This is a genomic window from Hahella chejuensis KCTC 2396 (assembly GCF_000012985.1).
Lineage (GTDB): Bacteria > Pseudomonadota > Gammaproteobacteria > Pseudomonadales > Oleiphilaceae > Hahella > Hahella chejuensis.
In genome coordinates, this window is record NC_007645.1 from 1420828 (window position 1) to 1433741 (window position 12914).

Below are 12914 nucleotides of genomic sequence, written 5' to 3' on the forward strand. Positions count from 1 at the left end.
TCGCAACTCACCGCAGGCGTTTATGCTCCCGCCGCTTATTAGCCGACGGAGCCTTCCAGACTGACTTCCAGCAACTTGCCCGCTTCCACCGCAAACTCCATGGGCAGCTCTTTGAAAACTTCCTTACAAAAGCCGTTGACGATCATGGATACGGCGCGCTCGGCGTCGATACCGCGCTGACGGCACAGAAACAACTGCTCATCGCTCACTTTGGAGGTCGTGGCTTCATGTTCAACCACCGCGCTGTTGTTCTTGCTTTCGATGTAAGGGAAGGTATGCGCGCCGCATTTGGCGCCAATGAGCAGCGAGTCGCACTGAGTATAGTTGCGCGCGTTGTCGGCGTTGGGGCCGATTCTAACGAGGCCGCGATAGCTGCTGTCGCTGCGACCGGCGGAGATGCCTTTGGAGATGATGGTGCTGCGGGTGTTTTTACCCATGTGGATCATCTTGGTGCCGGTGTCCGCCTGCTGCAGGTTGTTGGTCAGAGCGACGGAATAGAATTCACCGACACTGTGATCGCCTTTCAGCACCACGCTGGGGTATTTCCAGGTGATGGCGGAGCCGGTTTCCACCTGCGTCCATGAAATCTTGGAGTGCGCGCCGGCGCACAGACCGCGTTTGGTGACGAAGTTGTAGATGCCGCCTTTACCTTCCTCGTCGCCGGGATACCAGTTCTGTACAGTCGAGTATTTGATTTCCGCGCCTTCCAGCGCCACCAGTTCAACCACGGCGGCGTGCAACTGGTTTTCATCGCGCATGGGAGCGGTGCAGCCTTCCAGGTAGCTGACGTAACTGCCTTCATCGGCGATGATCAGGGTACGTTCGAACTGACCGGTCTTCGCCGCGTTGATGCGGAAGTAGGTGGACAGTTCCATCGGGCAGCGTACGCCCTTGGGAATGTAAACGAATGAACCGTCGCTGAAGACCGCGGAGTTGAGCGCGGCGAAATAGTTGTCGCGAATGGGTACTACGCTGCCGAGATATTTCTCCACCAGTTCAGGGTGATTTCTGACCGCCTCTGAAATGGAGCAAAAGATAACGCCGGCTTCAGACAGCTTTTCTTTGAACGTCGTGGCGACGGATACGCTGTCGAACACCGCATCTACCGCAACGCCAGCCAGAGCGGCGCGTTCGTGTAGAGGGATGCCCAGCTTTTCGTAGGTTTTCAGCAACTCGGGATCGACTTCATCCAGGCTCTTGGGGCCGTCTTTTTGTGACTTGGGCGCGGAGTAATAGATGATGTCGTTGAAATCAATTTTGGGATAGTGCACGTGAGCCCATTGCGGCTCAACCATATTTAACCATTCGCGATAAGCCTTGAGACGCCAGTTGAGCATGAACTCGGGTTCGTTCTTTTTAGCGGAGATAAAGCGGATAACGTCTTCGTTTAATCCCGGCTCCAGGGCTTCGCTTTCAATGTCGGTGATAAAGCCGGCCTGGTATTCCCGTTTGATGTATTGGTCAACTGAGTTTTCTGGCGTGCTCATGAGAGGGCCTCGATGATCGAAAAGAGTATTTTAACAGCGCGCATATAAAAGAAAGCTCCGATTCGTCCGCGCCTGAATTTTATAGCCTTTTCCCCGTGGCTAAGAGCGCTGACAAATCAGAGTTTTCTTATTCTTGACTTGAATGCTAGGGTACTGAAAAGCCCATTTCAAATCAATACCAAATTGGTAATCAATCGGGATTGCGGTTAGAATCGATGAGGCGTTTATTCCCTGTGCGTCGGGTTCGTTTGGCGAGCCTCGAGCCATGCGTTTGTGAAGCTGATACAGGACTTCTATTATGTTGCGCTTAGCTAGACTTGCCGATTATGGGCTATTGATCGCCTCCTCCCTGGAAGAGCCCGGTAAAGCGCTGGTCAAACTGGATCAGGTCGCTGATCAGACCAAGTTGCCCATCCCCACCGTGCGTAAAATCATGAAGTTGCTGGTGGATGGCGGCGTCGTTCATTCCGAGCGGGGCGTCAAGGGCGGCTATTGCCTTTCCGACGCGGCTTATAATATCAGCATTGCGCGTATTCTCCGAGCGGTGGAGGGCGGCGTGGCGCTGACTGATTGTTGCGCGGAAGAGCGTGTTTGCGACGTTATGCATGCGTGTACAGTGCATAGCAACTGGTCGGTCATCAATCAGACAGTGAGTGAGATTTTTGAGCGGCTCACGTTGCGCGATATGTCCCGCCGTCTAAGCAAGGCCGATGTCATCAGCAAAGTGCGTACGGACGACGACGTGGATCTCGTCATGTTGAGCGAGCTGGCGTCATAAGGGCGCATGCCTTTCATCTCTTATATCTTTCGCTCATATATCCATTCGTTTCAAAGTTAGCGCATTTGGCTCTAACGGTTATTTACTTCTGATTATTTCTGAATTTTAACCAATTCCGAAATTTCCTCTCAGCCCAGTTATTTAGGCGCTTTTCGGCGTCTGGTTACAGAAAGAAAATAAAAAATCAAGACTTTTTTCCTATAAGCGCAATTTTTGGTTGTACTCAGCGCATTGTTTGCAGATAATCGCGCCCAACAATATGGACTATCCTTACAGTAATCGCCGGGAAACAAGCGGTTTAGCTTAGTATCCGGGTTTTGGTTTTATGCTTCTTGCGGAAGGGGTTGATTTATGAACCAAAAAGATTTTGCAAGCAGTAAAGTGTTTTACGATACGAAGCACTTTCCCAGAGGATTCAGCCGGTCTGGTTTCTTTTCCAAGAAAGAGGCGGACATGCTGGAGCGTTCCGGGTATGCATTGCAAGAGCTCACAAACGGCAATCGCAAGCCTGCGACACCGGCGGAAGAACAGCTTCTGACAGTGTTGAGAGGTGAAAGAGCGCCCGGGACGGACATCGAAAAGGTGTGGATCAAGTATCTCAAGCATATCCGCACCAAACGCGTGTCCTACACCACCGGCATGGCGTTCGCCATGTCAGAGGGCGGCGACTTTACCGACGTCGAAACTGATTGACGCTCACTCTTGAAAAAAGGCGCTTTACAGTGCCTTTTTTCTTTCCCGACTCTATACTCAACTGCATTTCCATGCAGAATCCTTTTCTATACTCATTCAATGTCATATTCAGAATTATTACCCGCCAATCGGGCTGTGCTGTTTGCAAACCTGGGACAGGCTTTGCTCAACGGCGAGAAATTTCCCGGGGTGTTCGACTCCGCCGCAGATATTTCGCCTCGCTGTTACGCGGCTAAATTGAACCAACTGGCGGAAAGCGTCAGGCAAGAGGCGGATAAGCCTTTATTGGAGCTTATCCGTGAGAGTGGCGTGTTCCTGCCGTGGGAAGTGCGTTTTATTCAGTTTGGTCTCGCTACCCTGCGCATCGCGGAAGTCTTCGCCCGCCTGTGTGATTACTATGTGTTGATCGGTCGCTCATCTCGCCAGTTATCCGCCTGGTTGGCGGGTTCCTGGTTGTTGTGTTGCTTTACATTGGCGTACCTGCTGTATTTTTTCGCCTTTGGCGCACAGACAACGCTGACCTCCATGAGCGTTTGCGCCTCGGCGGCGGTGGCGGGACTGGTTGTCGGCGTGCGGCTGGCGTCGGTTTTCCTGCGTAATTGGGTGGAGCCGGATTCGCGTTTCTGGAACGCGGCCTCCCGTTTCCCGCAGATTCGGTCATTGGTAGTGGCGCGTAGCGTGTATCAGTATCTGCTGAATTTAGGGTTGTGCGTACAAGCGGGGATGGACCTGCCGCGCACGCTTGGCGTATGCGCGAAATCTGAGCCTGTGGACTGGTTGCGTCAGAGATACCATATCGTGGCGGCGTCTGTGGGTAAGGGAAAAAATCTTTCGAGGGCGTTTCTGGAAAGCGGCGTACTGAGCGAGACCCGCATCACTGCGCATCCAGATGAGAGCAAAGGCAAGCCGGCGCGTTTATGGGACCCGGGAATTATTGAAGTCGTGCGGCAGTCTTTCGATGAACAGCTGCGATATGCGTCGAAAGTGGCTCCATTGTTGTTGCTGGCGCCGCTGGCGGTGGTTTGGCTGGTGATGGCGTTTAGCGTCGGCTGAAACGACCCAGCGCTCCGTTGGTTTACTTGCGTATGAACGTTGAACCGGGAGCGCTGGCGGGAGGCTTAGTGATGGTGTCCGCCGGGGCCATGTACGTGGCCGTGATCAATCTCTGCTTTCTCCGCATCACGCAGACTGACGACTTCCAGGGCGAAAGTCAGCGTTTGGCCTGCATAAGGGTGGTTGATGTCGACGTCGACCATGGAGTGGCCGATTTTCAAGACAGTGACCACTTGCACGCCTTGCTCGGATTTAACCGGGATGGCGTCGCCAACCTGATAACGACCTGCATGCTTTAGATATTTTTTGGAAATGCGTTTGACGCTGTCTTCTTGACGCAGACCGAAGGCTTTTTCCGGGGGAAGGGTGATGTCGAACTTGTCGCCGGCGTCTTTGCCTTCCAGCGCTTCCTCTAAGCCTTGAAGCACGTTGTCATGGCCGTGCAGGTAAGTAATGACTTCGTCTTCATAGGTGTTTTCCAGTTCTTTGCCTTCTTGATCTTTCAGGATGTAGTGGAACTGGACCACTTTATTTTTGCTAATCGCCATAATCGGTCTCCGTAAAAAACTGGCCGGATTTTAGCGCAATTGCGCGCCGGTTACAGCAATTTTGCAGGCGCGTCCGTCACAGATAAATAATGTCCTTCCTCATTGGCGTCAGGAGTTTGAGCAATCTGTTTTGGGTGGGATAGGGCACTCCTTCCTTGTCCATGGCGTTGATCAGCAAGTCTACGGTCTTGTTGAAATCCGCTTCGGAAATCGACATCCCTGCGTGGCTGTCGCGCATGCTGTCGCCGGTATATTCACACGGGCCTCCGCTGAGACTGCAGATTTGTTCGGACAACTTTTCTCTGAAGCGATCAGGGTCTGTGTCGGCAAAGAAAGGGGCGATGTCTTCAGAGTAACTGATCTCTTCCATGAAGCGGTCAACCAGGCGGGCGATCCCTTGCTCGCCGCCCAGCTCTCGATATAAAGACGCTTCCTGTACGACGTTGGCGCAGCCGCTCAGAAGCAAGGTCGCTGCGGTGAGTGCAATGGCGATGGCCTTTGTCGCATCGCAGAGATATGTACTTACTTGAGAGTTGGTTTGCGTCATCTGTGTTCTCCGCGTATTGGGCCTCAGTGGCGGGGTCACCATAGATAGCCGGTCAGTGACAAATAAGCGCCTCGCTGATTGTCCTGGCCGGCGATATCGCCCAAATCCACCCAGGCCAGAGTGAGATTCACGTGCTTGTTGGGAAAGTACGCGATAAAAATATCTCTCCAGTCTTCCTCTTTCGCGAATCCCAGGTTGTCGGGCTTTTGGCGGTACTCCGCCCCGACTGCGAAATGGGCGTTGAGCAGTACGGCGACGGCGGCTTCGATTTGGGGGCTGTAACGGTCGCGTTGATCGCCGCCAAACCCGAGCAGTCCCAGTTGATTGGCTTTGGTGGCGCGTACGCCGAGGCTCCAAAGCAGGTTGTATCCGCCCACTGCGCCGAGTTGCAGTTTGCTGGCGGCCAGGTAAAAATCCGTCCCGTGATCCGCATCAGCAGCCCCAACCGCCTTGGCGATTGCATTGTCCTGCAGGCGTTTGTACTGAAAGCCTGCGCTTACCTGAGGCCAATCGCTATAAATGAGGTCGCCGTAAAGGCGCACTTTGGCGCCATAAATATCCTGGCGAATTTCTGCGCCGGCCTGTTTCAGGTCGAACTTCTGATGCGCTATGCTGATTTCAACCCGATCGTAGAAATTCAGCGCGCCGCCCCATATATCCAGGCGATAGTCGTCAACGCCGACGCGGGAGCTGAAGACGCTGCCGGCGATGTCGTCCCGGGAAGCGTAGCCCGCTAACACAGCCCAGGGAGTGAGACCGCCGCCTGCGCTGCCTTCGATCTGCGTCACGCCCGGCGCCGCCAGTATTTTTCCGTCTCCAGCGTGGGCGGCGGGGAGCAGTAAAACAGCGATGATAATTAACGCGCAGATTTGAACGAGTGCGCTGGGAGAGAAAAGCGAATGACGGCCAATACGGTTCAGACCTTGCCGAATGCTTGAGAGGGAAGTTGCTGCGCGCGCTGTCGTAACCATGAAGCCAGTTCCTTTGCAGGCATGGGTTTGGATAGGAAATAACCTTGAATATAGTCGCATCCCATTTCCGCCAGTAGATCCATACTGCGTTGAGATTCAACGCCTTCTGCGATGACCTTGAGATTAAAGCTATGCCCCAGCTCGATGGTGGAGCGGACGATAATCTTGTCGCTGGCGGATTGTTCCAGAGGGATTACGAAGCTTTTATCAATTTTGATCTCTGACACTGGCATCTGTTTCAACTTGGAAAGTGAAGAGTAGCCAATACCGTAGTCATCTACAGACAGTGTGAACCCGCGCTGACGGAAACGCTGCATAAGGGCGATGGCGTGGTCGGCGTCGCTCATCATGTCTCTTTCGGTCAGTTCAAAAGAAATGGCGCGCGTAGGCAGCTTTAGCGTCTCCAACTGGTTCAGTACGTTGTCCAATAGTTCGTCGCGCTCCAGGTCCTGGGCCGACAGATTGATCGCCGCTTGTAAGTCGATGCCCTGATCGCGCCATTCTGCGACCTGATTGATGACGGTATGCGTCACCCAGTCGGTGAGCGAAGCGATGAGTCCGGCCTGTTCCGCCAGTTCCACAAAGATATCAGGGGGAATAAACCCCTGCTCAGGATGACTCCAGCGAATCAAGGCTTCGCACTTGTCGACCCGGCCGGAGGCAAGGTGCATCTTGGGCTGGTAATACATGCAAAGCTGGCCGTCGTCTTCCGCAATGGCGAGCTTCAGGTCTTGCAGAAGCTGCAATCTGCGCAGGTGCGCTTCGTCTTCGCCGGATTCATAAAAGCGCAGGGCGCAACGTTCGCTGCGGGCTTTGTCCAGAGCGATGCTGGCGCGACGCAGCAGCTCCTCCGCCGCCGCCGCATGCTCGGGGTATTGCGCCACCCCGATGCTGAATGAGAGGGTCAGACGTAAGTCATCCACCTTAAACGGGCGGGCCAGATGGGCCAGCAACTTGTCGCAGATAGTGCGGGCGCTTTCGTTGCCAAAGACATCCACCAGGCATAAAAACTCATCCGCTCCCAGGCGCGCGCAGACAGGGTTTTTGGGAATGAACTCAACCAGCCTTTGCCCTACCGCGCGCAGGCAGTCGTCGCCGACTTTGGGGCCGAAGGTATCGTTGATGTTCTTAAAGCCGTTGATGTTCAGGCTGATGATCAGGAAAGGGGCGTTGTGCCGTCTAAGGGCGTCTTCAACTTCCGCGATCACTTTGTTGCGGTTGAACAATCCGGTGAGGCCGTCGTGGGTGGCCTGATAGGTAATTTTGTATTCCCGCTCTTCAATATCCGAGCCCATTTTTATGAAAGCCTGAAACAGGGTTTTAATTTCACTGGTGGCGATGGAGATGGGGGTGAGGTTGCGGTACTGGCCACGGGACAGGTCGCTGGCGATTTTCACCATGCGGCCAAGCGGCTTGGTCAGGTTATGGGACAATACCATGCTGCCGACAATGGATAATAAAAACGTCAACGCGGAGATCAGCAGGATGCGGTCGCGCAATATCGCGAACTCTGCGAAGGCGTTATGCAGAGGGACTGTCAATACGGCTTCGATGGCGCTGTCGCCCATTCCAGACAGGGGGCGGCGTTTACTGCTGAATGTCTGCTTCTGCTGGATCAGGGAAAGTAGTGTGTCGGGTATGGTTTCCGGAGCCCGCAGCGCTTCATTCAACTTGTCGCGGGGCAGGGTGGACACCACTTTGGCGGCCCCTTGATCTCGCCACACAAAGGAGATGTGCACGTTAGTTATTTGTCTTAACTCTTCCGCAAGTTCGCTGTCCAAACGAAAGCCAATGGCGGCGAATCCTATCGGCGCCGGTGCGTAGACCGGCAGAATGATCATTTGGTAAAGCTCTCCCTGGTAGGCGACAAACTCCGCTGCGCCGCTATGGGTCAAGGCTTGTCGCAACAGATCCTGGTGGGCGAACTTGGCGATAGGGGACGGCGAATCCTGAGTGGAAGCCTGTAAGGCTCCGCTCAGGTCAAGCAGCAGCATTAGATCGGCGCTGATGCGTTCGCTGTGATTGTTGAGCACGCTTTGGATAGTCTGGGTGTCCTGGGTCGCTACGGCTTGTTTGAAGCCAAAATCTGAGGTCAGCACTTCCGCTGTGGTGGTCAGCTGCACTTCCCGGGACTCGATAAGTTGCCCGAAGACTTTGGCGGCGCTGCTGAAATCCTGGTTGATGCGATCACTGGTGTAGTGACCGATGGATATCCAATAGGCGCCGAGTATGGTGAGCGACGCCACGCAGACTAAGCTGACGGAGAGCAGAAGGATCTGGTTACGCAGACTATTCATTCTGTTGCTTTCGGAATTTGCCGCCGAAGCCGGACTTGCCCGGCGTGCGCTCCACGCCACTTCCCTGCATGTTCAGTCGGATAACGTAAGCGTCGCGATCCGCGGCGCTGGTGGGGAGCTCAGATAAAGACAGTCGCAATATGGTTTGAGAATCAATAGAAAGTCCGGGGCTCCAGACCAAGATGTCCTGCGGCGCCGGTATGGCGTCCGGAAAGGTCAGCGTCGCTTTGCCGGATGCATTGGTCTGGGAGAAGTAGGGCGTTTCCGCAACGTAGATGTAGCCAAGCATGCTGTCGTGTATGTTGCAGCCCAGGACCACTACGCCGGGTTGCTGGAAAAGCAAAGGCGCTTCCGGCTGACCGCTGTACAGCTTCAACTCAAACATTTTGGCCGGAGAAAACGAGTAAACGTGGTGACGTACGTTATCACTGTTGGGAAATGCAACAGAGGTTCCAGCCGCTACGGCGAGAATGTGGGGGCGAAACTGTTTCTTCACCTGATCCATGATGGCCGGAGAGCCGGCGTCAGCCGGGGCGGGGGATGAGGTTTGATCAGCAGGCAGGCTGATGACTGCATTCGCTACAGGAGCGTCATTAGCGCTTAAGGCCAGGAATTGGAGAGTTTGCGCCGGTAGCGCCGGGCTCGCCAGGACGAACGCCAGCGTCAACGCCCGACAGGGACGACCGGGGGATATGGCGGCTCGGGCTGGGTCGATTTGGCCCCTGTTTACACGTCGCTCATTTGGAATAACCAAACTTCGATCCTCACGCCTTGATTGACGATTTCCCAGGCGCAGCAGTGACGACGCCAAAACGTCAACAGACCCTAAATCTCTTGATGAATTTCAGTATAGCAAAGGGTTTTGTCGACGAAGTCCGCAGGTACGAACTGTTTCAATGTTTTACGAATGATGGGACGTCAATGGACGTCCCTTGATGGCGGCAAATAGAGGAAGAATGTTTCGATTGGCGAGCGTTATTGACCAACTTTATACAGTTCGGGGTCAATACTGTGCTTTTTCACGATTTTGTAGAAGTCTGAGCGATTACGGTCCGCCATCCGGGCGGCTTCCGGGATGTTGCCATTGGTCATGCTCAGTAGTTTTTCCACGTACTCTTTCTCAAAGATGCGTTTCGCCTCGGAAAGCGTCATCTCCTGATTCTGTTCCCGTTGGAACCGGGGCAGCGCCTGTTCTATCAATTGGCGGGAAATCACGGCGCCGGCATTGAGAGCGTGACATTTCTCGCTAAGGTTGATCAATTCGCGGATGTTGCCCGGCCAGGAATAAGAAATCAGGGCGTCCAGGGCGTCCGGCGCAATGCGCTTGCAGCTTTGGCCGTAGCGTTGGGCCACGCGCTCCAGAAAATGGCTCAGCAGCAGCGGGATATCCTCACGGCGTTCGCGCAGAGGCGGCAGCACCAAATTGACTACATTGAGCCGGTAGTACAGGTCCTCGCGGAATGTCTGCTCTTCGATCATGTTGAGCAGGTCTTTGTGGGTGGCGGATAAGATGCGAATGTCTACATCGATATAGGTGGTGGAGCCGATAGGTTTAATTTTGCGCTCTTGCAGCACTCGTAGCAGCTTGACCTGCAGATGCATGGGCATGTCGCCAATCTCATCAAGGAATACGGTGCCGCCGTCGGCGGTTTCAAACAGTCCCACATGATCGCGAACGGCGCCGGTGAAGGAACCTTTTTTATGACCGAACAGTTCGGATTCCATCAATTCATCAGGTATGGCGCCGCAGTTGATCGGGATGAAAGGCTTGTCCCGACGCGGACTGGCGTCATGGATTGCCTGCGCCAGCACCTCTTTACCGGTGCCGCTTTCCCCTTGAATCAATACATTGACGTCGCTTTGCGCCACCATTTTCGCCTGCTCCAGTAGCTGATAGAGCTTGGCGCTGCGAGTAACAATGGATTGAAATACATTGGCGGCGCTTTCGTTGGCGGAGTGTCCAACCAGGGCTTTTTCGATCGTTGTGCGCAGTTCTTCGCGGTCCACCGGTTTGGTGAGAAAAGCGAATGCGCCTTTTTGGGTGGCGACCACCGCCTCTGAAATCGAGCCGTGGGCGGTTAGCATGATTACCGGGGTGCCGGGCCAGTCCCTTTGGATATGCTCCAGCAATTGAATGCCATCCATGCCGTCCATTTTCAGGTCGGATATCACCAGAATCGGTTGCTTACGGCGAATCTCCCGCAACGCCTCCTCGCCGCTTTCCACCAACCGGGAGGCGTATCCCAGCGCTTTCAGACGCATGGACATCAGTTGCAATAACCCGGAGTCGTCATCGACGACAAGAATATCGTTGTTGCTGGCGATGGGATCGTTCATTTGGGAGACTCTTCCGTACGTTGGTTAATGCCTTCTTCGATGGCGCCTATGGCTTCGATGGTTTGTTCGAGCTTCTGCTTCAGCTTCTGGTTATAAGCCAGCATGCGTTGCTGGGAGTCGGATACATCCTGCATCAGCTTAATGAAACTTTGCGCCCCTGAACTCCAGTCCTGATGTTTGCGCAATGACAGCAATGCGGTTTGCATGACGCCGGGATAGTAGTCTGGCTCGCAACTGGCGATCATGATGGTCTCGAACGCTTCCGCCTGGTTTTTTGAGGTCATGCGCTCCAGGCGTCGGGAACGGGCTTCTTTGCTTCTCTGGCAATGTTTGTCGCGTTGCTCAAGGATATCGGCGAGGCCAGGGGCGGGAACCCGCTCAAGCAGCAGCGGCGAGTTGGGATCGCCCCCCACTGCGTTCGTCACCAGAGCCAGGTTCTTGCAACCTGACTGGACCAGCAGGCCCAGGGCGACGCCAAGGGAAAAAATCACTTTTCTTGAGTTCAATACTGTCATGTGTAATCCGTGAAACTGATATAAAAGCGGGTCCCATTGGGCTCTTCGTCCATGACCTGTATGTCGCCGCCAAGATGGCGCAGGCACTCGGCGACGATCGCCAGCCCGAGTCCGCTTCCTTTCGTCGCTCCCTGGCGCTTATTGTCGCCCTGGAAGAACGGCGTGAATATTTTTTCTTTGTCATGTTTGGAAATACCCGGCCCCTGGTCGCGGACTTCCAGCCACCACCCTGCTGGCTCATCCTCCGCTTCTGTTTTCCCCCAGCCAAGCGCAATGCGACTGCCCGGAGGAGAGAAGTGGATAGCGTTACTGAGCAGGTTGTTGAAGATCATTTCCAATAGCACCAGATCGCTCTCCACGTGGATGGAAGTCTTGGGTATTTCTATGTAGACCTGATTGGCGTTGGCCAGCGAACGGTAGCGTTCAATTGATTTGTGCAGAAAATCAGGCAGCTCCAGCGATTGACGCGGGCCGCCGGCGGCCAGCCGGACGCTGTTGAAATTCAAGAGCTGCTGAATCATTTCCTGCAAGCGGGTGGCGTTGTTGAAAAGGATCTCTACTACCTTTCTCTGCTCGCCGGTCAGAGGGCCGGGAATCTCTTCCGTCAACAGCGCGCTGGCTTCGAAGATCGCCGCCAGCGGCGTTTTCAGTTCGTGAGTGACATGTCGTAAAAACGTACTTTTCTGCTGCTCTATCAGCTCCAGGTTTTCACGCAGCCACTCCAGTCGTTTTCCCAATACCTGAAACTCTTCCGGCCCTTCCACTTTGGCGCTGCCCTCCAGTTCGCCCTCTCCGATACGACGTATTGTCTGCGACAGGTTGTTCAGTGGGCGTGTAATGACATAGGACCAGATCACCATGATCACGAAGGAGGCTGGCAGGGCCAGCAAGCCCAGAATCGCCAACCACCATTGGGTGGTGCGAAAGCCTTCTTTTTGCTCCGCCAGAGAGGCGTTCAAGGCGTCATTGGCCAGGACCGTGATGTTGGATGTAATCTCCGCCGCACTGTTAAAAATAGCCGTCAGGCGCCCCAGGCTGTTGGCTTCAAATTCAGGCCCTACGACTTCGTTGAGGGTCTCTTCGGCTTCAACTCCTTTGGGCGTTGACAGTTGCTCTGGCGCGGCATCCCGTTTGTCTGGCGAGGTGATGGAAAGCGCGCTTCGGTGGGTAACCCGCAGCAACTGACTGACCATATCGCTCATCTTGGCTGAGCCGATGTTGCGCTCCAGCGCCATCGCCTGCTCCTGCAGCTTGGCGTACTTCTCTCCATAGATCTTCTCGAAACGCGCGTCCTGCAGGACGACAAACTGGCGCGCAGAGCGTTCCAGCTCTTTCACTAATTCTTGTAAAGCTGACATTTGCCGGTTAATCGCAGCGGTGGATTCCACCAATTCATTCTGGCGACGGTTGTGTTTGTCCATCGACCAGATCGCATAGCCAACCGCCACGATCAGCGGCGCCACCGCCAACAGCATTCCCAGGGCCCACTGCCGGGTAAGAGAGATAGAGTAAAAAGGAAAACCCATTGGTCGTTTTTGCAGTCCAGAAAGTTTTCGCAACCATACCGAGTTTTCTTCTTTATTCCTAGAGTTGCAAAAAAGCAACACATTAACTTATTGAAATATATGATGTTATGAGGTTTGTCGCAAACCGGGCTGTGTCCGTTAGGCAACAGTTTGCAAGCCTGA

Annotated in this window: 12 protein-coding genes; 3 read left to right on the forward strand and 9 right to left on the reverse strand. The window is 54.3% G+C overall.

Annotation, left to right across the window (positions count from 1 at the left end):
* Window positions 1–38 precede the first annotated feature (38 nt).
* Window positions 39–1487, reverse strand: a complete 1449-nt coding sequence (gene sufB, locus HCH_RS06365; RefSeq protein WP_011395351.1) for a Fe-S cluster assembly protein SufB — start codon at window positions 1485–1487, stop codon at window positions 39–41.
* Window positions 1488–1785: 298 nt separating this feature from the next.
* Between sufB and HCH_RS06370 the strand changes: the two genes are divergently transcribed.
* The 3 genes from HCH_RS06370 (at window position 1786) to HCH_RS06380 (ending at window position 4011) form a co-directional block, all read left to right on the forward strand.
* On the forward strand, window positions 1786–2265 hold the full coding sequence (locus HCH_RS06370; protein WP_011395352.1) for an SUF system Fe-S cluster assembly regulator: 480 nt from the start codon (window positions 1786–1788) through the stop codon (window positions 2263–2265).
* A gap of 351 nt (window positions 2266–2616) precedes the next feature.
* Window positions 2617–2958, forward strand: coding sequence for a DUF413 domain-containing protein (gene maoP / locus HCH_RS06375; RefSeq protein ID WP_011395353.1), 342 nt, complete (start codon window positions 2617–2619; stop codon window positions 2956–2958).
* 99 nt (window positions 2959–3057) lie between these two features.
* Window positions 3058–4011, forward strand: coding sequence for a hypothetical protein (locus HCH_RS06380; RefSeq protein WP_011395355.1), 954 nt, complete (start codon window positions 3058–3060; stop codon window positions 4009–4011).
* A gap of 65 nt (window positions 4012–4076) precedes the next feature.
* Here HCH_RS06380 and HCH_RS06385 read toward each other — a convergent pair whose 3' ends face one another.
* The 8 genes from HCH_RS06385 to HCH_RS06420 all read right to left on the reverse strand — a co-directional run bounded on the left by HCH_RS06385 (window position 4077) and on the right by HCH_RS06420 (window position 12752).
* Entirely contained in the window at window positions 4077–4559 is a 483-nt protein-coding gene (locus tag HCH_RS06385; protein WP_011395356.1) for an FKBP-type peptidyl-prolyl cis-trans isomerase, read from the reverse strand.
* Window positions 4560–4635: 76 nt separating this feature from the next.
* Window positions 4636–5106, reverse strand: a complete 471-nt coding sequence (locus HCH_RS06390; RefSeq protein WP_011395357.1) for a group I truncated hemoglobin — start codon at window positions 5104–5106, stop codon at window positions 4636–4638.
* Between the two features lie 35 nt (window positions 5107–5141).
* The gene (locus tag HCH_RS06395) at window positions 5142–6077 is read right to left on the reverse strand and encodes a DUF3034 family protein (protein ID WP_011395358.1); all 936 of its coding nucleotides are present in this window, start codon (window positions 6075–6077) and stop codon (window positions 5142–5144) included.
* The gene (locus HCH_RS06400) at window positions 6023–8374 is read right to left on the reverse strand and encodes a putative bifunctional diguanylate cyclase/phosphodiesterase (RefSeq protein WP_011395359.1); all 2352 of its coding nucleotides are present in this window, start codon (window positions 8372–8374) and stop codon (window positions 6023–6025) included. Before HCH_RS06400 ends, HCH_RS06395 begins: the two co-directional genes overlap by 55 nt.
* Window positions 8367–9128: a methylamine utilization protein gene (locus HCH_RS06405; protein WP_148212499.1), complete on the reverse strand. Its 762-nt coding sequence runs from the start codon at window positions 9126–9128 to the stop codon at window positions 8367–8369. Before HCH_RS06405 ends, HCH_RS06400 begins: the two co-directional genes overlap by 8 nt.
* A gap of 221 nt (window positions 9129–9349) precedes the next feature.
* A complete protein-coding gene (locus HCH_RS06410) occupies window positions 9350–10711 on the reverse strand; it encodes a sigma 54-interacting transcriptional regulator (RefSeq protein WP_011395361.1) in 1362 nt (453 codons plus the stop codon).
* Entirely contained in the window at window positions 10708–11226 is a 519-nt protein-coding gene (locus HCH_RS06415; protein ID WP_011395362.1) for a hypothetical protein, read from the reverse strand. Before HCH_RS06415 ends, HCH_RS06410 begins: the two co-directional genes overlap by 4 nt.
* The gene (locus HCH_RS06420; RefSeq protein WP_011395363.1) at window positions 11223–12752 is read right to left on the reverse strand and encodes a sensor histidine kinase; all 1530 of its coding nucleotides are present in this window, start codon (window positions 12750–12752) and stop codon (window positions 11223–11225) included. The genes HCH_RS06415 and HCH_RS06420 overlap by 4 nt, the downstream gene beginning before the upstream one ends.
* Between the last annotated feature and the right edge of the window lie 162 nt (window positions 12753–12914).